Origin of the sequence: Streptomyces sp. NPDC048361 (assembly GCF_040651795.1) — a bacterium.
GTDB lineage: Bacteria > Actinomycetota > Actinomycetes > Streptomycetales > Streptomycetaceae > Streptomyces.
The window spans coordinates 78,849-99,677 of sequence record NZ_JBEZKW010000013.1 but is presented as its reverse complement, the minus strand read 5'-3'; the positions used below and the strand labels follow the sequence as shown (position 1 = coordinate 99,677).

Here is a 20,829-nt window from a genome sequence, read left to right as displayed (position 1 = left end):
GGCCAACGGCCCGGCTAGGCGGGCGGGATGAGGGAGCGCAGCTTGTCCCGGGTCTCGGGATCGGTCGAGTAGACGACGGTGCCCACCATGCCCCGGGTCAGCAGCACCTTGTAGGTGTTGCGGACGAGGCGGTCGACATCTTCGTCGGGAGTTGCCTTGGTGAACGCCGGATCCCTCGAAGCCGTACGGTCGACCATCCAGCGGTCGGTACGCCAGACCAGGTCCGGTCCCATGATCACGCCCGACCAGTCGTACTCGAAGCCCTGCGCGGTGTACACGCAGCCCACTTGGCCGAAACCGGCCGGATCGGTGGCCCACAGCGATGAGGGCGGGGCGCCGAGCCGTGACCGGTCGCCGGCCAGGTTCCAGGGCCGTGCCCACTCGCCGATGGAGACGTCGGCGGGCAGCTCCGACATGTCCAGGGTGATGTCCGTCGTCCACTTCCAGCAGTAGCCGGCCGCCATCCGCGCACCGTAGTCGTCCTGGTCCCGGCGGGCGGTGAGGAACGCCTCCATCTCCTGCGGGCTGTCGGCGGCCCGCAGTTCCACCTTGCCGTCCGGCTCCCAGTGGATCGGACCGTCGCCCTCCAGGCCCAGCAGGGCGGCGACCCACTTCACGTACGCGTCGCTGCCGCCGCAGCGGAACTGGCTGTCCAGCTCCACCACCGTGCAGTCGAGCCCCTGTTCGGCGGCGGCCCGCTCGATCTCCTCCCGCGTTCCCATCTCGCCGGGGCGCACCACCTGGTGCTGGTCCAGCAGGAACACCGGCACCCGGGCCGCGTCGATCAGCTCCGCCACCTGCGGGCGGCCGGTACGCAGAGCGGCCCTGGTGTACCGGTCCGCGGAGGTCTTGCGCAGGCGGTGGGCCTCGTCGCAGATCAGGACGTCGAGATCGTTCGGCTCAGCGTCCATGAAGCTGTTGAAGTACTTGAACAGCTTCTGCACTTCGGGCTTGCGGAACCCGGCGACCTTGCGCATCGTCTTGGTGAACGACGCCGAGCCGGTCGCGTGCAGCGCGGGCACTCCACGCCGGTACAGCTCGCCGAGGACGGACAGGGCGATCACGCTCTTGCCCGAACCCGGGCCGCCGGTCACCACGATCACCTGCTTGTGGTTGCCGCGCTTCGCCTTGCGGACCGCGGACAGCACCAGCTCGTAGGCGACCCGCTGCTCGTCGAGCAGCACGAACTGCTCGCGGTCGCGGATCTCGGCTGCGGCGACCTTCATCAGCTGCTTCGAGGGCCGCACCTTGCCCTGGAGCAGCAGGTCCGCCGCCGGCGCCCCGGACTTCGGCGCGAGCCGCGAGCGGAGGAAGTCCAGAAACGCGCCGCGCTGGTCCCCGGTGTACATGCGGCCCCGGACATCCTCCGGGGTGCTGCGCAGCGAACCGACCCCGAACTCGGTCGCGTTGTGCAGGAACGCCACCCCGGCCAGGGACTCCGGGATCCGCTCCAGCGCCCCGTTGAAGGACACGAGGTACTCGCAGTAGCCGCGGACCTGCTCGATCGGGTTGAGCACGGGGCGCTTGCCGTACGCCGGTACGGCGCACAGCAGCGGCTCGTCCTCCAGCGCGTGGGCCTCGCTCCATTGCTTGAGCTCCACGACCACGTACGAGGGCTCGCCGGTGCGGGGGTGCACGCCGGCCAGCAGGGCGTCGGCGCGCTTGCTGGTCAGCGGCAGGGTGTACTCGATCAGCACCTCGACATCGCCGAGTCCGGCGTCGAGCAGGGCGTTCGTGAGGGCGGGCAGGCTCCGCTCCCAGGACCGGATTTCGGCGTCTGCGGGCCGACGGCCGTGTGCGTGCCCGAAGTTCTCGGTCAGGTGCAGCGCCAGGGACCCCTCGAGGATGCGGGCGGCCACGGATGCCGCGGACTCACGGAACAGCAAGAAATGCCCCCAGGCAGCACGAAGTGACTCGTGCGGGTGGGGGCATGTCCTCCAGAGGTCCGCGGAAGCGGAACGGAAGCCCGGCGGGCCGCTGAGATGATCCGGGCCATTCTAGGACAGCGTGTGGATCATGCAGAAGGGTTGGGGCGGATCTCGGTCAACGGGGCGTGTGCGGGCGGTGGTTCAGAGCCGACGCCTGCTCCGGGCATTCACCGCCCGGAGGAGCGCGAGCAGCAACTCCTCCGGTCCGAGAGGCAGTACGGCATCCGGGTCGGCGTCCCAGTACCGGCCGCCGTTGATCGGGCACAGTTGGAGGTGCGGCCCCTCGTGGCCCATGACGACCCCGATCCGGTCGAGGGCGGTGTCCCGGACGGTGTCCCCGACCGCCGGGACACGCCCGTCCGTCACTGGGCGGCCCCGCGCGTGATGACGTCCGCGAGCGCGTGCGCCACCGGGGCGGAGACGACCCCGAGGTGGACGAGGGCGTAGCGGGTCTCGGCCGCGCGGTTGGAGGTGTGTGCCTGCCGGTCGCCGTCGTTGTCGTCGTCCGGCCAGGGGGTACGGACGTCCATGGCCGGGATCTGGATGCCGGCCCGGGTGAGGGCGGTGGCGAGGGCGTCGCGGGCGGCGAGGGCCTCCTTGATCTTGGCGGTGGGGCGTCGTGGCAGGGTGGGCCTGGTTGAGGTGGCGTCGTTGCCGTTTCCGTCGTCGTGCGGGGGCGGCTGGGGCGTCGAGGTCATGGTGGTTCCCTCTCCTTGTGGGGGTTTCGGCTGGTTCCCTCACCCGGGGACGCGGGGCTGGATTACCGTGCGTAGTCCGGGCGCTACGAGCATGGGTCCGGACGGCGCCGCCCACGCTGTGGGAGGCGGAGTGCTTCCCCGCCCCACGGCGCCGGTTCCACACCTTCCACACCGTCTTCGTCCCGGAGGGGCGCGCCATGCCGCAGCGGCGAGTGATCACCGGCCGGAGCCAGGAGCCGCGCCAGCGGTTCGCGGAGGAACTGCGGACCCTCCGGACGGCCAGCGGGGCGAGCCTGCGGCAGCTCGGCGAACGGCTCGGCTGGGACTGGTCCTTGTTCGGCAAGATGGAGAAGGGCGAGACGCTCGGCAGCCCGGAGGTCGTCCAGGCGCTGGATACGCACTATGGGACGCCGGGGTTGCTGCTGGCGCTGTGGGAGCTGGCGACGGCGGACCACACGCAGTTTCGCGAGCAGTACCGGCGGTACATGAAGCTGGAGGCTGAGGCCGTGAGCCTGTGGCACTTCGCGGTGAGCGTGCTGCCGGGGTTGTTGCAGACGCCGGGGTACGCGCGGGAGGTGCTCGCGGCGGGCGGCATCAAAGAGCCGGAGCTCACGCAGCAGGTGGAGGCGCGGATGGGGCGCCGGGAGTTGTTGGAGGGGAAGGGAGCACCGAGGTTCCGGACGATCCTGTCCGAGGCGGTGCTGCGGATGGCCTTGCTGGATGCACGCGAGTGGCGTGGGCAGTTGGAGTACCTGGCCGAGACGGCAGACCGGCCCAACATCGCGATTCATTTGCTGCCGTTCAGCGCCGGTCCGTACGGGCTGGACAGCACCGATGTATGGTTCCTGCGCTTGCCGCAGGGGCGTACGGTGGCCTATACGGAGAACGCACACCGAGGCGATCTGATTGAGGAAAGCGCGGCAGTTGAGCGCTTGCAAGGTGCCTACGATTCGGTGCGTGACCTGGCGCTGTCCCCCGCCGAGTCGCGAAAGTTCATCCTGCGCATGTTGGAGGAAGTGCCGTGCGACCCATCGACCTGAGCGCCGCGACCTGGCGGAAGAGCTCCTACAGCAACTCTGACGGCGGCGCGTGCATCGAGGTTTCCGATGACTTCGCGGCCTTCATTCCGGTACGAGACAGCAAGACCCTGGACGGTGCTGTGCTCGTAATCCCGGCGGGTGGCTGGTCCTCGTTCGTTGCGGCCGTCAAGGACGGGGAGCTGTCTGCCTAAACGCGAGCGCAACGGCCCCGCGATCCGGACGGATCGCGGGGCCGTTGGCGTCTTCGGGCGGACTATTTCTTGGTCGCCGCGCGCCCACGGGTGGCGGCGGCCGGGCGCCAAGCGCGCAGATCGTCGTCGGTGAGGCCGTGCTTGCCCTGTTCCATCTGTCGGTCGCTGCGGAAGAACGCGGCCGGGGAGGCGCCGAAGGTTGAGTCGACCTCGTTGTGCCACTGGTCCAGCCACGGCTGGAGTTCCAGCAGCCCCGCCAGGAACGGCGTGACTTCCTCGACGGTCAGTGCCTCATGGGTGGCGATGTAGGTGTCCAGCGCGAACGCCTGCTCCCGGTGGTCCCAGCCGGCCCAGCCGTAGAGGGCGGGGGTGGCTGCGTTGGTCTGCCCGTAGGAGATGAACCGCTCCTTGGGCACGTCCAACTTCCCGCGCGCACGCCAGTAGGAGGGGCGCAGGAAGTCGGCGGAGGTGTACTTCGGCGGTACGGGGATGCCGTCCCGGATCTTCCGCTTGGCCGGCTCGTCTTCAGCCGCGTCCTCCTGGCGCTGGAGGTCCCAGACGTACTCCCAGTCGGCCCGCTTCTTCAGCCCGGAGGGCTTGTAGCGCAAGGCGGAGAGGAACGGCACGTGCTCGTCGGCCATCAACTCGGCGACGACGGCGGGCAGTTCCTTGCGGGGTGCGTAGATCTTGGCGACGGAGACGAAGTCCTCGTCGCGGGAGAGGTTGTCGGTGAGGCGGGAGAGCGTGACGAGGGTGGGCTGGCCGTTCTCGAACCAGTGGGCTCGGTCCTCGATCCGGTCAAGCAGCCAGGACTTGAGGGCCTTCTCCTGAAGCGCGTCCCACCCTTCGGTGGCCCAGCGACGCTTGTACTCGGGCCGCTCGATCATCCCGATGGCGCGGGACGACTCGATGGCGTCGATCCGCTTCTGCACGACCTCGCGGTAGGCGGCGGGCCAGTGGCTGGGGATCTCCGTGATGGGTGTGGATCCGTGCCGCTTGAACCATTCGTCGCTGGCCTCGCCTGCGGCGACGCGACGCGCGAGCACGATTTCGAAGGCGCGTTCACCGAGGGCGAGTTCGGGGATGTCGGGGGAATCGGGATTCTCGGAGACGCGTAGGTCCTCGGGGTGCAGGTTGTAGAGCGAGTAGACCTGCCAGTCCAACTCCTCTTGAAGAGCGATCATTCGGGCGCAAGTTGAATGCCAGTTACTACGGGCTGCTCGGAGGCTTCGGGACGTGGGAGTATCAACGGCTGTTACGGCTGAGGGGCTTGCGGCGGTGAGCTGTTGCGCGAGGTTTTCCAGATCGCTGGCCAGCGGCGTCGAATAGGCTGAGGGCAGCGGGAATTCTTGAAGCTTTGTGCCGGTGAACTCGTAGAATTGCTCCCAGAGCTCGGTTTTGATTCCGGACTGGTGCCCCTCTGTTCCCTTGCTATGGCTTACCATCTTTAGCCAAAGACAAGCGGTAGAGCTATTAAGCAAGGCAAGCAGCTGCACGTGATCTTGCTCGCCCTTCCCCTCGCGCAATTTGATTACGGGAGCGTGGCGATTGAAGACCTTACCGCCTCGATCGAGTGCGAAATGGGGCTGTGTGGAAACGGCCGCAAAAGTGATCGACAAAGGCGATCGATGTCGCTCGGAGAAGAGCATTCCTAGATCGAACCACCTCAACCCGCGCTCCTCGGGCACTCGACCAAAATAGAGTCGGCGGAGCAGCCGGGATCGGTAATGCCAAAGATGCCTCATTGCGGAAGTCGTCGGGGTGCGTCGGCTTCCATCCCATGAGCAAGGCATGATGACCAGCTGCGCTGACGTCACGCAGTAGTCTCTCACTTCATCGCCAGTGACGAAATTGACACAGTCCTCAAGAAACCCCTTGCGCATGGCAAACGGCGTGGGTGTGAGATAGGCGTCGTCCTCTAGAGTGAGGACAGTCATGCCGACTGCTGCTAGTTCCTCAGCCAGCGGGTTGGATGAGAGGTCGGAAATGCTACCGACCATCTCCAGGCCGCCGTCAGTTAGGATCCATGGCTGCTTAGCGAAATGCTTATCGCGATCAAGGTCGTCAACGGAGACCCATGCACTTGCCGACCCAGGCGTTTCTACCTGTTCGACAATTGCTTTCCAGACCAACCCGTTCTTGGCGTCTTCCGGAACGGATGGTTCTCCCTGGATGCTTCGCACTGTTCGGATGGAAGGCGAGCGCCTAGTGCCTGCTCGGGGCTTTCCAACCAAGATCGTGGTTGGTGTCCCGTGACCTGGAATGTATGCCCCCGATGTGTCGATGACCTCGGTCAGCTCTACTTCGTGGCCGAAGTACGTCTCAATCAGCCGCGTACCGAACTCCCGCTTCATGAAGGAGTTCGCCGTGATCTGACCGACCATGCCATAGCCGCGTCCGCTCTCGGCATCGCCTGCCATCGCCAGCTCGAAGAACCGCTGAGCGAACGGCACCGACAGGGCGTACTTCCCAGAGCACGCGTCGTACAGCCCCCGATAAAGCTCGTTGAGCTTCTTGTCCTTCACCGTGATGTACGGCGGGTTGCCCACCACCACGTGGTACCGGCCCGGCAGGAGGATGTCCTTATGCTCGTGGATGTCCTCCGTCTCGTACTTGAAGTCCGCCAGCTCGTCCGCGCCTTCTTCGTCCAACTCGTCAAACAGATTGCCCTGCTTGTGCCGGTGCTTGATGAGGGAGTCGCCCACCGCCAGGTGGATCGGCCATTCATACTTCGCCGCCTGCGCCAGCGTGCGGACCCCGCTCGCCGCCATCGCCGCAACCAACAGCCGGAAGCGGGCGATGGCCACCGCGAAGGGGTTCAGGTCGACGCCGTGCACCGAGTCCAGTGAGGCCCGTACGCGCTCGTGCAGATCCCGCCCCGGCTGGCCGTCGGCCCACAACCGCACCAACCGCCGGAACGCGCCGAGCACGAAGTGGCCCGACCCGCACGTCGGGTCGATCATCTTCAGCTCGGCGTAGCCGAACTCCCGGACCGCCGGGTCCATCGTCCTGTCGAGGATGAACTCCTCCACGAACTCCGGGGTCTGGAGCAGCGCGTAGGTCTTGCGCGCCGCCTCGCTCAGGTCCTGGTACAGGTCGCCCAGGAAGCGGGTGTCCCAGCCCTCCGTGCCGTCGCCGTCCACCGGCAACGGGTCCGTGAAGTCGTGGACGAGGACGCCCGACTCGTCCCGCGCCCGCCAGAAGTCGACCAGCTCCCGCGCTCCGTCGTGCGACAGCGGAATCTGGTACAGCGGGTTGTGCCGCTGATCGAACAGGAGTCGGCCCGCTTGCCCCGCGCCCAGTTCCGCGAACGCCTGCTCCAGCCAGCCGCGGTACGTCGGGTCCTCGGCCTTGGCCTGGTAGTCGTCGTACCGGGCCAGTGCCAGGTCCCGGCCGTCCTCACCCGGTGCGGTCAGGTACGGCTCGGGGATCAGGCCGTTGTCCTCGGTGAAGCGGACGAAGACCGTGCCCAGTACCCAGGCCACGGCGACCTGGGTGATCCGTTCGTCGAGCCAGGAGTTCCAGGTGGCGGCCGTACGGCCCAGCTTGCGGGCCCGGTCGTACTCGTCCTTCAGCCTGGCGCCGACCTCCGTGACGGCCTTCACCTGTCGTCCGAGGTCCGCCTCGACCGCTTTGACCTGCTGCTTCAGGTCTTCCAACAGGGCCTTGCCGTCGATCACTTGGTGTCTCCCTCGGTTTCGTCAACAGCACCGGCCGCCCGGTGGGCGTTCTGCACCCACGAGTCCGGAAGTTCGATCCATTCGCCCAGCCCGGCCTGGTACGCCACCGCGACCGGCCCCAGCCTCGGTTCCCGCGCCGGGTCCGGCTGCGGTACCAGCAGCCACAGGCCGCGGCCGCCCTGGCGTGCGGCCTCCGCCAGTCGGTCCAGGACGCCCATGGCGTCGTAACGGGCGAAGACGGCCGCGTCCGTGAGCAGCACCGGCCCCAACCCGGCCCCGGGGGACAGCAGTTCGCGTACCCGCGGTTCCACGGTGCCCCAGGCCGTCCGGGTGTACTCGGCGAACTTGAGCGCGCCCCGCGAACCGGGCTCCGCCACGTCCGCCTTGAGCAGGGTCTCCCACGTCGGCTTGGTGGCCGGCGGGACCAGGGCGTGCAGGGACTCCAGGAAGAGTGCCGTCACCGAGACCGGCTGGGCCGCGATCCGGCTGCCCGCGAGATCCCGTACGGCGTCGACGGTACGGGCATGGTGCACAGTCAGGACCCGGTAGCCGTCGCGGCGGGCCGAGGCGAGTAGGCGCTCGTCCGCACGGACCGCACCCGCGAGCATCGGGTCGTCCGAGTAGCGGGTGACGGCGCCGACGTCGGTGGACTGGCGCCAGGCGCCGCCCGTGAGGTAGCTGGAGGCGCTGTCCATGCGGGTGGGCAGGTAGCGCGGGGTCTTGGTGCCCTCACGGGTCGACAGGGTGAGGTCGAAGCCGGCGTCGCGCAGGGCCTTGGTGAGGGCCGGCCCGACGGGAAGCTCGTGGGTGCCGGCGCCCTGCTCGTCCGGGACGAGCAGCTCCGGGAAGCGGGCCCGCACCCGCTCGTGGATGTCGGCGCCGGTCAGGCCGGGCTGACGGTTCTCGGGCACGCCGGGGATCAGTGGGACGAGACCGGCCTGGGTGAGCCGCAGGGCCCGGACCAGCGGCAGGTCGCGCGGGTAGATCTCCAGGCGGGGGGTGGCAGCCGCGTTCGCCGAGGCGGCCGCGGCCAGTTCGACCAGGCGCCGCTCGTCCCACTCGATCAGGCCGGGCGGCAGGGTGAGGGCGCCCAGCTCGCCGATCACGGTGGTTGCGGTGGGCAGGGTCTCCCGGCGGGCGAGTCGGTCGGCGGTGCGCCCCAGCCGGGTCGCGTAGTCGAGGAGGCCGGGCGCGGTCGGAGTGTCCGGGGCGTCGCCCTCGCGGACGTCCAGCGCAAGCAGACCCGCCGTCAGTGAGTCCTCGGCCGCCTTGCGGTTGGCCTGGTGCTGGAACTCGGCCTCGGTCGGCTCGAGTTGCTCGACCTCGACCACGGCCCGGACCGCAGCGAGTGCGAGGGCGCGTCGCTGGTCGCGGCCGGCGAGCTGCGTCCCACGCCGGACGGCGAGGGCATCGGCGATCTCCGCGGCGGGCGCGACCCGGCCCAGGCCCGCGAGGAGATCCATGATCTCCTCGCGCAGGGCCTGCACCGCCGGATGCTTCTTCCAGCGCTTGCGCTCCTCCTTCAGCATCTGCGGGATGCGGCCCGCCGAGAGGCCGAGGGCCTGCGCCACGTCCTTCTGCTTGGGCCAGGCGCCGATGTCGGGGAGGTCGCCCCGCTCGTCCGGCAGGCGCAGGAGCAGCCGCACCATTTCGACCTTGTTGCTGTTGGAGCGGTTGTTGTTCAGCTCGGGGACGAGGATCGTGGCGAGGGCGTCGAGGCTGACCGCGCGCAGGGCCGCCCCGGTCAGCCCGCCGGCCCCCTCGGCCGTGGCGAGCGTGCCGAGGACGGCCGACTCGGCGGCGGACAGCTGCGCCAGCTCCTCCTTGGCCTCGGCCCGGCCCTTGGGGGTGAGCGGGGAGAGCGGCGCCTCGCGCAGCAGCTTGCCCCACTGGCGCTGCCGGCGCTGCACCTCGGTACGGGTCTTCGTGCCGAGGCCGGGCGCGTTCAGGAGCTTGCTGCGGCTGTAGTCGAGGAGCCCGCCGACGGTCGTGATCCCGAGGCCGTAGAGGAAGGACTCGGCGGCCGGGGTGAGGCCCGCGGCCGAGAGGTGGGTGTCCCGGGTGACCTGTGCGGCCAGCTGGTCGCGCTGCTCGTCGGCGGTGAGCGGCTCGGCGTCCGCGATCGCGGGCCGGGGGGCGTCCGCGGCGGAGGCGGGTTCGACGGCCGGCTCGGGGTGGCGCGAGCGGTGGCTGGAAGGCGGCGCCTGCGTGGCGTCCAAAAAGACCTTCCGCCAGGCGTCCCGCATCGGCTTCAGCTCGGGGAAGCGCTTGGCCGCGTCCCGGTGCAGGGCTTTGCGGAAGAAGGCCACCAGGCCGTCGCGAATCAGGGGTTCGAAGGCGTCCGCGGCCAGGTGCGGGTGCGGGAAGTCCTTCGCATCGGTCATCCGGGGCGGAACCGACCCGTCGCCCCACTTGGGCAGCTCGCCCGAAGCCATCTGGTGCAGGGTGACGGCAACGGCGTACCGCTCGGCGTGGGAGTCGTACGCGGTGCGGGTCAGCGTCCCGATGAACGGGTCGAGGTAGCCGTCCGTACCGGCGTCGTATTCCTTCGCCGGGTAGCCGGCCAGTGAGAAGTCGATCAGGACGAGTTCGCGGGTCCGGTTGGGGCGGATGCGGATGGCGATGTTGTCGGGCTTGATGTCGCGGTGCCAGACGCCCTCGCCCTCCAGGAAGTCGACCGCGCCGAAGAGGTAGTCGCCATACGCCTCCAGCTGGTCCATCCGGAGCCGGCCTACCTCCCGGAGCTGGCGGGCGACCGTCTCCGCGCGGTGGCCGGTCCGGGTGCGGGTCGAAGGCTCGCCGTCCTCCGTGTTCTCGTCGCGCTCGTCACCCACGTACTCCAGGGCCAGCACCGTACGGCCCGCGACGCGCAGCGGTTCCGGCTCGACGAGCCGGATCACCCGGGAGTCGGCGCGCAGTCGGCCCATCACCTCAGCCTCGCGGGCAAGGACCTCGCCCCGGCTGTCGGAGAGAGCCACCTTGAGCACGGCCAGCGGACGGGCCTTGCGGGCTTCGGCCTCCAGGTCGCGGACGAGGAAGGCCCGGCTGGTGGAGCCCGTGCCGAGGCGGCGGCGGACCTCCCAGCGCCCGGCGACGACGTCACCGGCCGCCGCCTCCAGCGGGTCCTTCTCCGGAGCTGCCGCCTCGGGCTCGCTCTCGGGAACGGCGGCCGGTGCGGTCAGAGTGTCCTCGACGAGCTCCAGCATCTCCAGGAACTCGTCCACGGAGGAGAGCCGCCGCTCGGGCCGGTAGGCGGTGGCCGCCTGCACGAGCTCGTCGATGTCCTCCGACAGACCGTCGACCAGGGAGCTGGGACGCAGGCCCTCGCCCGCCTCCAGGCGGGCCAACAGCTCGGCCTGGCTCGCGGCCGGCGCCCTGCCCGTGACGAGCAGGTAGGTGAGGACACCCAGGCCGTACACGTCCAGGTGGACCGGGTCGGCGTTGAGCGCGGTCAACTCGGGGGCGAGGTACGGGTCGGAGCCCTCGGCGATGTGCACCGCCGACAGGGCCGTCGGTGCGAACCGGGTCATGCCCGGCCCGGTGCCGCCGCCCGAGCCGGAGCCGCGCTGGGTGGCGATCTGCCAGTCGGAGATCTCCAGCCGGGGGGTGAGCCAAGCGGCCTCCTCGCCGACGGTCTGGCCCTGAAGCCCCCTGTTGCGCGGGATGACGTGCACGGAACGGGCTGCGAGGGCCCGGTGGTGGATTCGGCTGGAGTGCGCGGAGCGCATGGTTTCAGCGAGCTGGCGGACGAGTGCCATGCGGCCGAGGATGTCGAGTCCCTTGCCGTGCTGGAGGAGGTATTCCTCCAGGCGCAGGGTGTGCGGGTGGTAGTCGAAGATCAGCGCCGGGCCGGCTGAATGACCCGAGGGGAAGTACTGCTTGAGCTGGACCACGCCGGGGTGGCGGAAGCGCTGGAGCACGGCGGCTTCGCGGCGCGCGGCGTTCTCCACCGACCGGCGCAGGGAGGCGTCCGAGCCGCGCTCACTCAAGTAGATGCGGACGCGGGCCAGCTCCGGCAGTTCGGTGTGCTCGGCCTCGTAGTCCGCCCAGGTCTCGCCGGAGTCGAAGGCGTTCCCACGCAGCGTGTACGGGCCGACGCGTTGATCGGCCTCGCTGCGCCGGATGCCGACCTGCTCCAGGGCCGACTTGATCTCGCGGGAATCGATCGCGGTGATCCGGCGCCGCTCGTCGCGCGGGGGCGTCTTCAGCATCGTCATCAGTTCGGCCAGGGTGTGGACGCCGTTCTGGTCGTGCGCGGGGAGCCGGATGCGCAGCGAATCGTCGGTGAAGCAGACCGCTTCGCCGACCCACACGCGCTTCCCCTGCCGACCGAGCAGACCGGCCAGCTCCTTGGCCTTCCGGTTGACCAGGTGCAGCGGGTTGCCGTGGGGCTCGCGACGCCCGCTGGGCTTGGTCTGCACCCAGGTGCCGTTCTCACTGGTGAGCGTTCCGCGCCAGTGCTTCAGTTCGATCATGCACGCACCGGCGGGCGTGACGACGAGGAGGTCAACTTCGCGGACGTGGCCGGTGTTCGCGGTGAAGGTGAAGTTCGACCAGGCCCGCCAGGGGTCGGAGTCCGGTAGCTGCTCGCGGATGGCCTCCAGGGCGCGGCGCTCGTGGTCGTACTCGGACTCGGTGACCGTCGTCCACCGGCCTTCCCGCATGCGCTGTCCCCACCTCTGGCTCCGTGTTGGGGCGGCCGCCCACCCCAGGCCGTCCGGCCGCCGTCCCAGCAGGTCGCGGACCTGGTGAATCCTAGTCCGGGGGACCGACGGTGATCCGGTCCTCGTGCGAAGACCGGGAGAACGCGTGGCCGTAAAGCAACCACTAGTTCACCAAATCGCCCATAACGCGCTTTCGCGGGTCCGGTGTTCAGGGCGGTGACATGGTCGGGAACGGTGTGAATCGGTCAAGTACTTTCGTCCCTGCCGATCATGGTCGCGGCGTGGGGAGAATGGCGGCCGATGGACACGACTTCTTCCCGGCAGGAGAGCCCGTCGAACGGATACGGGCCGTTCGCGCACCTCACCGCGCCGAACGTGCTGCTCTACCGCGCGGTGATGCGGGCATTTCTCGTCGCCAAGGAGCGGTTCGCCGTACATCTGCGGCCCGAGGAGGTGTATGCCGGGCTGGCAGGCGACGTGCGGCCCGGCGAGCTCGACGGTGTCGTCGGGGCACTGGACAAACTGGTCGAGTGGGGGAACCTGCGGGCCGACCCGGACACGGGGCGGGTCACGGCCGTCGAGGACTTCTACCGCAAGCGCTTCATCTACCAGCTGACGCGGGAAGGAGAGGCCGCCGAGCAGGCTCTGGCCGTGTATGACGAAGCGTTGGGGCGGCGGGGTGCGCTGCAGGCCGTCGCGCTGCACGACATCGTCACGCAGCTGCGTGCCCTCCTCGTGCTGGCGGCCGAAGAGGCGCCGGATCCGGCCAAGGCCCATCTCGCGCTCGACGCCCTCGCCAGCCGCTTTGCCGCGCTCGCCGACAACGCGCGGGCCTTCATGGGGTCGCTCCAGCGGACGATCGACCTCCACGATGTCGGGGAGGAGGTCTTCCTCGCCTACAAGGACCAGCTCATCCAGTACCTGGAGCGCTTCATCCAGGACCTGATCACCATCGGCGGACGCATCGCCCGGTTGATCCTGGAGCTGGAGGGCGACGGCCGGATCCAGACCCTGCTGCGGGCCGCCGCCGCTCGCGAGGCCGCCGACGCCACCCCGCAGGAAGCCGCCCATGCCGAGCAGGCCGCGTACGAGCGGTGGGCCGGCCGGTGGGCCGGACTCGCCGCCTGGTTCCTCAGCCGTGACGGCCGCGAGTCGCAGGCCCGGCTACTGCGCGGCAGAGCGCTCGGTGCCATCCCGCAACTGCTGGCCGTCGTAAGGTCCTTGAATGAGCGCCGGGCCGGGCGGTCCGACCGGTCCGCCGACTTCCGCACCCTCGCCCAGTGGTTCGCCGAGGCCTCCGACGACGACGCCCGCCACCGGCTGTGGCGTACCGCCTTCGGGCTGTACCCAGCACGGCACCTCTCCGTGGATGCCGAGACGCTGGCGGCCAGGCTCGCGCACCCGGTCCCCGCGTCCACCCCGTGGGCCGAGGCCGCGCCGCTGCACATCAGCCCGCAGTTGCGCCGTACCGGCAGCTACGAGCGGCGCGGCAAGCCCCGCAAGGTGGAGAACCGCCAGGAGGCACGCCGGCTGCTCGCAGAGTCGGCGGCCAAGCAGGCCGCGGAAACCGCGGCAGCGCGGGACCGGCTCGCCACGGGCGGCATCACCAGACTGTCCGGGCTCGGCGAGCTCGACCCCGTCAGCTTCCGGATGTTCCTCCAACTCCTCGGCGATGCACTGGCCACCTGGCGGCCCGGTATGACGCACACCGTGGCCACCAGCAACGACGGGTCCATGGAGATCCGGCTCACCGCGTCTGCCGACGGGTCCGTTGCCGAAGTCCGCACACCGGACGGGGTGTTCCGCGGCCCCGACCACACCATCGAGATCGTCGACCTCACCGGGGGCCGCGAGGAAGGGGGCGAGGGACCGTGACCACCCCGCTCGGCGAAGTACTGGACGGGCAGCACGCCGCCGAACTGCGCAAGGCCGCCCGAGCCCTCCTGAAACAGCCCCTGCTGCTCGCGAGCGGTGCGCAGGCCGACGAGTTCCGCCTCGTCCGGCGGCACGCTTCCGAGCTGCGGGAATGGTTCGACCGCAACACCGGCTGGTCCCTCCAGGTTGACGCCGACACGGCCAGACTCGGCAAGACCCCGGCGCGCCTCGCCGACGCCACCCACCCGGCCCGCGAGGCCACGCGGAGCGCCGCTCCGTTCACGCGCCGCCGGTACGTCCTGCTGTGCCTGGCCCTCGCAGCCCTCGAACGGGGCGAGGCACAGATCGCGCTGGGCCGGCTCGCCGATCAGGTGGTTCTGGACGCCGCCGATCCCCGGCTCGCCGCTGCCGGGATCCACTTCACCCTGGACCGCCGGGAGGAACGGCTCGACCTCGCAGCTGTCGTACGGCTCCTGCTCGGTCTCGGAGTCCTGCGCCGGGTCGCCGGCGACGAGGACGCGTACGTCAGCGGAGCCGGCGACGTCCTGTACGACGTCGAACGGCGCGTGCTCGCCGGGCTGCTCGCCACCCGCCGCGGCCCTTCCACGGTCCGGGCCGAGTTGATGGAAGACCGTCTGGCCGAGCTCACCGCCGAGACCGCCCTCGACAGCGACGAGCTGCGCTTCCGCGCGATGCGCCGCGCGCTGACCCGCCGGCTGCTCGATGACCCCGTGCTCTACTACGACGAACTGACCGACGCCGAACTGGCCTACCTCACCCGCCAGCGGGGCTTCCTCACCGCGCGGATCACCGAACTGACCGGGCTGGTCGCCGAAGTCCGGGCCGAGGGCATAGCCATGGTCGACCCCGACGACGACCTGACCGACATCCGCATGCCGGAATCGGGGACCCACGGCCACGTCACCCTGCTGCTCGCCGAACACCTGGCGGCGGCCGGGGGCTCCGTCACCACGGCCGCTCTGGAGCGCCGGGTGGCCGACCTGGCCTCGGAGCACGGCGGCTTCTGGTCCAAGTCCGCGCGCGAGCCCGGCGCCGAGCGGGAACTCGTGGAACAGGCGGTCGCCCGACTCTTCGCCCTCGGCCTGGTCTCCTGCACCCCCGACGGGGTCCGGGCCCGCCCCGCACTCGCCCGGTACGCCGTCGGACCGGCCGTCGTCATCGAACCCGTCACGGCGGGCCCCACCGTGGTGCCCGCACAGCGAAAGGCGAACCGACGTTGAACCCCCGCACCGGGCTCCCGGCCCCCACGCGCTCCCGCTGGCAGCCGCTGCGGATGGGGCTCGTCGACCTCTTCCACTACGACGTGGAGGAATTCCACTTCCGAGACGGCAGGCTCCTGCTCCGCGGCAACAACGGCACCGGCAAGTCGAAGGTGCTCGCCCTGACCCTGCCCTTCCTCCTCGACGGGGACCTCAGCGCCCGCCGGGTCGAGCCGGACGGCGACGCGGGCAAGCGGATGGAGTGGAACCTCCTCCTCGGTGGCGAGCACCCCCACTCCGAACGGCTCGGCTACACCTGGGTGGAGTTCGGGCGCCGTGATGAAGCCAGTGGGGAGGAGCACTTCCGTACGCTCGTCTGCGGGCTCAAAGCCGTCAGCGGACGCGGCATCGCCCGCCACTGGTGGGCGGTGACCGCACAGCGGATCGACCACGCACCGGCCGAGCTGCGCTCACCGGAATCCCTGAGCCTCCTCGACGCCACCGACACGGTCCTCTCCCGGGACCGGCTCATCGAGGCGGTATCCGGACAGGGGATGGTCTACGACCAGGCCAAGGCGTACCGCCGCGCTGTCGACGAGGCGCTGTTCGGGCTCGGCGAGCAGCGGTACGGGGCCCTGGTGGACCTGCTGATCCAGCTGCGCCAGCCCCAGCTGTCCAAACGTCCGAACGAGGCGGCCCTCTCCCGCGCCCTCACCGAAGCGCTGCCGCCCATGGACCAGGCCGTCATCGCGGACGTGGCGGAGGCCTTCCGGTCACTGGACGAGGAGAAGGAGGAGCTGCGGGCGGCCGGGGCGGCCGAGCGCGCGGCCTCCGCGTTCCTCGACCACTACCGGCGCTACGCGCGCATCGTCTCCCGGCGTCGGGCCCGCCTCCCGAGGACCGAACACTCGAAGTACGAGCAGCTCCTGCGCGACCTCGCCCTGGCACAGGCGGAGAAGAGCGAGGCCGAAGGCGAGAGCGAGGCGGCCACCGCCCGGATCGGCGAGCTGGCCGAAACGCAGGCGAGGCTGGAGGCGACGGACGCCGCCCTGCGCGAAGGCCCGGAGATGCGCAGCGCTCGTGAACTGGAGCGCGCAGCACATGCTGCGGAGCGGTCGGCGAAGGCCCATGGCCGGGCACGCGAGGACCAGGAAGAGGCCGATGCCCTGCACGCGCGGGCGCTCGCCCGCCTCGGGAGTGCCGAGAACCGGCTGCGGGCAGCACGCGAGCGTGCCGAAGAGACGTTCCGCAGCGCACGGGAAGCTGCAGCCGGTGCCCGGCTTGAGCTGCCCGGGGACGAGACCCTGACGCCGGACGAGCTGAACGCCGCCGTCACGGAGGCGGCCGACCGCCGCCGCCGAACCCTCGCACACATGGAGGGCTTGGCGGACCGGGCGGACGAGGCGGCAGCCGAGCACCGGAACGCTGTAAGGCGGCTCGATGAGGCCGAGACCGATCTTTCGCTGGCCGCCGAGGCCCAGGACGCGGCCGACGAGGCAGTGACGGTCGAGGGGCGCGCCCTGGTCGACGCGGTGCGTGAGCACGCGGGCCGCAGCACGGAACTCGCCTACCTCGACCCGACGGGGCTGCTGGACGAGCTCCAGGAATGGACCCGGCACCAGGACGGCCCCAACCCGGCCCGGCGATACGCCTCGTCGGCGCACAGTGCCACGGCAGGAGCGCTCGCCGAGCGGATGGCGCAGGCGGCGCAGCGCCGGGCGGGCCTGGTGGCCCGCACCGGTGAGGCCGAGGAAGAGCTCGCAGCCCTGGAGGCCGGCGGCGGACGGGGACCGGCTGCACCGCTCACCCGGACGCCCGGCCTTCGCGACCGGATGGCCGGTGCTCCCCTGTGGCGGCTGATCGACTTCCGGGAGCAGGTCGGCGACCGTGAGCGAGCCGGGCTGGAAGCGGCCCTGGAGGCGGCCGGACTACTGGACGCATGGGTGTGTCCCGACGGAGAGGTCCTCGACGCACACGCCCACGACGTCCTTCTCGACCCGGCGAGGGGGCCGGTCAACGGATCGTCGCTCGCCGATGTCCTGTGCCCGGCGGTGGACCGCGGCGATGCCCACTCCGCCGCCGTGGGCGAAGGAGTGGTGTCACGCCTGCTCGCGGCGATCGGCCTCGGTGCGGCGGGCGCAGACGCGGCGAGGCGCGCGGGAGCGCCGGACGCCGTGCGGGGGATCACGGGGGCGGCCGCAGACACCTGGGCCGCGGTGGACGGAAGCTACCGCGTCGGCGCCCTCACCGGCCGCTGGACCAAGCAAGCCGCCGAGTACATCGGGGAAGGTGCCCGGGAGGCCGCGCGCCGTGCCCGTGCCCACGACCTGCGCGCCGAGCTGGAGGTCCTCCGGGCGGAGTCGGCGTCCGCCGCGGACGAGGAGCGGGCGCTGGCGGCCCGCCGTCGTACGCTCGATGCCGAATTCGCCGCCCTGCCGGACGAGACCGGGCTGACCCGCTCCCACGCCCGTGCCGCGGCCGCCGCCGAGAACTGCCGCCGGGCCGGGCTCCGTCGTGAGGGGCGGGCCGCCGAGGTGCTGGCCGTGGCCGAGCAGGTCGAGCTGGCGGCCGCCGCCCTGCACGAGGCCGCGGCCGATCTGGGGCTGCCGGCGGACCGGTCCGCCCTGGACGGCGTACGGCAGGCCCTCGGCGAGCTCGCCGCCGTACTGGCCGCCCTCTGGCCCGCGCTGCGCGAGCGGTCGGAGGCGGCCGAGCAGGTGAAGGGGGAACGGGAAGAGGCTGGCCGGGCGGCGGCCCGCTCCGCCGAACTCGGCCTTCGCACACAGGAGACCGCACAGGAGAGGGCAGCCGCCGACGAGCGGCTCGTCACACTGCGCTCGACCGTGGGAACCGCCGTGGCGGAGCTGGAGCGCAGGCTCGCCGAGAACGCTCAGGCCCTGCGCGCCTGTGTGGCCGAGCAGCGGCTGTCCCAGGACCGCCGCACGCAGGCGGACGGTCGCGCCAACCGGGCCCAGGGACGGATCGAGCAGCTGCAGAAGGACGTCACCGGTGCCGCTGCCGCGCGTTCCGAGGCCATCTCCGCGCTCCAGCGTTTCGCGACCACCGGGCTCATCACGGTCGCCCTCCCCGAGCTCGCCGTACCCGCGACGGGAGACGGACCGTGGGCGGCCACACCGGCCATCGCGCTGTCCCGCGCCCTGGAGACGGAACTCGCGGCCTCGGACGACTCCGACGGCGCCTGGGAGCGGGTGCAACGGCGCCTGAGCGAGGAGCTCAAGACCCTCCAGGACGCGCTGTCCCGCCACGGCCACACGGCCTCCGCCCGGATGGTGGAGGACGGCATGGTCGTCGACATCGTGTACCAGGGCCGTGAGCGCGCCGTACCCGAACTCGCCGAAGCGCTGGCCGTGGAAGTCGGCGAACTCACCCGTATCCTCTCCGCGCACGAACGCGAGATCCTCGAAACCCACCTGATCACCGAGGTGGCGGGCACGCTGCAGGAACTCATCGGGGCCGCTGAACGCAAGGTGCTGGCCATGAACGCGGAACTGGAAGAGCGTCCCACCTCCACCGGCATGACCCTGCGACTGGTGTGGCGGGCCTCCCGCAAGGCTCCGGCCGGCCTTGCCCAGGCCCGGAGCCGACTGCTGCAGACGGCCGATGTCTGGACTCCCGAGGACCGGGCCGCAGTAGGGGAGTTCCTGCAGAGCCAGATCGCCCGCCAGCAGACTGAGGACGCGGCGGGCAGCTGGCTGGACCACCTCACCGCCGCCCTCGACTACAGGTCGTGGCACGAGTTCGCCGTCGAACGTCAGCAGCACGGCCGCTGGGTGCCCGCCACCGGGCCGGCTTCGGGGGGCGAGCGTGTGCTCGCCGTCTCGGTACCCCTGTTCGCGGCCGCCTCCTCGCACTACGCGAGCGCGGGAAGCCCGCACGCACCACGGCTCGTCACCCTCGACGAGGCGTTCGCGGGAGTTGACGACGACTCCCGCGCCAAGTGTCTCGGGCTCCTCCACGCCTTCGACCTGGATGTGGTCATGACCAGCGAGCGGGAATGGGCCTGCTACCCGCAGGTTCCGGGCATCGCCATCGCCCAGCTTTCACGCGTCGACGAGGTGGCCGCCGTCCTCGTCACCCGCTGGGAGTGGGACGGCACCGCTCGTACTCGATCGGCAGATCCGGTGCCGCGGGCAGACCGGGAAGGGGGCCTCCTGTGGACGTGAAGGGGGCGGCCGTCGACGAGGACCGCCTGCACCGGCTTCTTGGGGGCGTCGAGCTGGCCTGGCTCGTGGCGCGTGTACGCCGCCGGATGGAGCGCGGTCAGCCCCTTAGCGGACCGGTGTCCCTCGCCGCTCCCACCCCCGCCCAGCGCGTTGCGGCCGAACGGCTGCTGGGACGGGTTCCCGGAGGTGGCGCATCGCTGACGGTGCGGCTCGAATCGGTGGACACCGTACTGCGCAGATCCGGGGTCAGCCCCGGCGGTTTGGAGGCGGCCGTCGCCTCGCTCACGGGTCCCGTCGTGCTCCTTGACGAAGCCCGCCGCATCGAGGGACGGGCCTGGGAGGAGGCGTACGAGCCGCTCACGCTGCTCGCGGAAGACCTGCCGCGTCTCGCCGAGTGGGCCGCGCGGGTGCGCGACGGCGGTGTTGCCCGGCGTCTTGCCGGCACGCCCGTCTCCGCTCGCCTGCTACTCGACCAAGCCGTCCGTGTACTACGGGAACTGCCTGCCGTACCGGCGCTTTCACTGTCGGTGTTCGCTTCGGACACTCTGGGAAGTGCCCATGCGCTTGACCACGGCACGCCAGTTGCCACCCTTGCCCTCTCCGGAGTCCGAGCTCTGACTGGTCATCCCGAAGGGGAGGGAGCGGCTTGGCGGAGGGCAGTGTGGGCCTCCGCCGGCCTTCTTCGGGACGACGTCTCCTCGACGGTCCTCACGCTCAATCTCCGCGGAACTCCGGCTCTGGAGTGGATGGCGGACGTGGGTGACCCGTGCGTGCTGACCCTCCGACAGCTCGCCCACCGTCCGCCGAGGTCGGCACCCCCCGTGGTCCACATCTGTGAAAATCCCGCTGTGCTTTCGGCTGCGGCGGACAAGCACGGCCGGGACGCCCGACCACTGGTCTGCCTCCAGGGGCAACCATCGGCCGCTGCCCTGGCTCTACTGAACCACCTGCACGCGCTCGGTGCTGCCTTCTGTTATCACGGCGACTTCGACTGGGGTGGTCTGCGCATCGCCACGACACTGCTGCAGCATGTGCCGTGGCGACCCTGGCGCTACACGGCAGACGACTACCGTGAGGCGGTCGCGGCGACTGGGACCGGTTCTCTACCACTCTCGGGCAAGCCGGCCCCATCGCCATGGGATCCGGATCTAGCGCTTGCCCTCGCTGAGCATGGGATGCGCATAGAGGAGGAGGTAGTACTAGACACGCTGGTGGCGGACCTCAAGGGAGGATGACATGTATCCGGTTGCGACGCTCGTTTGACGCTCAGGCCCGGAATCAGCCCGCTCGCAGAGCTGGTAAACCGCCTCTGACCAGGGGTTTTGCAGGGGCAGGCCCGCGGGACACGT

The 20,829-nt window shown here is 70.6% G+C and carries 11 protein-coding genes; 6 read left to right on the top strand and 5 right to left on the bottom strand.

Going from position 1 to position 20,829, the window contains the following annotated elements; all coding sequences use genetic code 11:
- Positions 1-14: 14 nt before the first annotated feature.
- The 3 genes from AB0D31_RS10165 to AB0D31_RS10155 form a co-directional block, all read right to left on the bottom strand.
- Complete coding sequence (locus AB0D31_RS10165; protein WP_362719687.1) at positions 15-1,886, bottom strand: DUF2075 domain-containing protein; 1,872 nt, start codon at positions 1,884-1,886, stop codon at positions 15-17.
- Between the two features lie 183 nt (positions 1,887-2,069).
- On the bottom strand, positions 2,070-2,294 hold the full coding sequence (locus AB0D31_RS10160) for a hypothetical protein (protein ID WP_362719779.1): 225 nt from the start codon (positions 2,292-2,294) through the stop codon (positions 2,070-2,072).
- Positions 2,291-2,626: a hypothetical protein gene (locus AB0D31_RS10155; RefSeq protein WP_362719684.1), complete on the bottom strand. Its 336-nt coding sequence runs from the start codon at positions 2,624-2,626 to the stop codon at positions 2,291-2,293. The genes AB0D31_RS10160 and AB0D31_RS10155 overlap by 4 nt, the downstream gene beginning before the upstream one ends.
- Positions 2,627-2,823: 197 nt before the next feature.
- Between AB0D31_RS10155 and AB0D31_RS10150 the strand changes: the two genes are divergently transcribed.
- Together AB0D31_RS10150 and AB0D31_RS10145 are read left to right on the top strand one after the other, a co-directional pair.
- On the top strand, positions 2,824-3,666 hold the full coding sequence (locus AB0D31_RS10150) for a helix-turn-helix transcriptional regulator (RefSeq protein WP_362719682.1): 843 nt from the start codon (positions 2,824-2,826) through the stop codon (positions 3,664-3,666).
- The gene (locus AB0D31_RS10145) at positions 3,648-3,857 is read left to right on the top strand and encodes a DUF397 domain-containing protein (protein ID WP_362719679.1); all 210 of its coding nucleotides are present in this window, start codon (positions 3,648-3,650) and stop codon (positions 3,855-3,857) included. The genes AB0D31_RS10150 and AB0D31_RS10145 overlap by 19 nt, the downstream gene beginning before the upstream one ends.
- 62 nt (positions 3,858-3,919) lie before the next feature.
- Here the strand turns inward: AB0D31_RS10145 and pglX are convergent, their stop codons facing one another.
- Together pglX and pglW are read right to left on the bottom strand one after the other, a co-directional pair.
- Positions 3,920-7,537: a BREX-2 system adenine-specific DNA-methyltransferase PglX gene (pglX, locus tag AB0D31_RS10140; RefSeq protein WP_362719676.1), complete on the bottom strand. Its 3,618-nt coding sequence runs from the start codon at positions 7,535-7,537 to the stop codon at positions 3,920-3,922.
- Positions 7,534-12,201: a BREX system serine/threonine kinase PglW gene (pglW, locus tag AB0D31_RS10135; protein WP_362719673.1), complete on the bottom strand. Its 4,668-nt coding sequence runs from the start codon at positions 12,199-12,201 to the stop codon at positions 7,534-7,536. The genes pglX and pglW overlap by 4 nt, the downstream gene beginning before the upstream one ends.
- A gap of 300 nt (positions 12,202-12,501) precedes the next feature.
- Between pglW and AB0D31_RS10130 the strand changes: the two genes are divergently transcribed.
- The 4 genes from AB0D31_RS10130 to AB0D31_RS10115 are packed head-to-tail and all read left to right on the top strand — an operon-like array spanning position 12,502 to position 20,715.
- A complete protein-coding gene (locus tag AB0D31_RS10130) occupies positions 12,502-14,076 on the top strand; it encodes a TIGR02677 family protein (RefSeq protein ID WP_362719670.1) in 1,575 nt (524 codons plus the stop codon).
- Positions 14,073-15,317: a TIGR02678 family protein gene (locus AB0D31_RS10125; RefSeq protein WP_362719667.1), complete on the top strand. Its 1,245-nt coding sequence runs from the start codon at positions 14,073-14,075 to the stop codon at positions 15,315-15,317. The genes AB0D31_RS10130 and AB0D31_RS10125 overlap by 4 nt, the downstream gene beginning before the upstream one ends.
- Positions 15,314-19,480 (top strand): TIGR02680 family protein, encoded by a 4,167-nt coding sequence (locus tag AB0D31_RS10120; RefSeq protein ID WP_362719664.1) that lies wholly within the window; start codon positions 15,314-15,316, stop codon positions 19,478-19,480. The genes AB0D31_RS10125 and AB0D31_RS10120 overlap by 4 nt, the downstream gene beginning before the upstream one ends.
- The gene (locus AB0D31_RS10115; protein ID WP_362719662.1) at positions 19,471-20,715 is read left to right on the top strand and encodes a TIGR02679 family protein; all 1,245 of its coding nucleotides are present in this window, start codon (positions 19,471-19,473) and stop codon (positions 20,713-20,715) included. Before AB0D31_RS10120 ends, AB0D31_RS10115 begins: the two co-directional genes overlap by 10 nt.
- Positions 20,716-20,829: the final 114 nt, after the last annotated feature.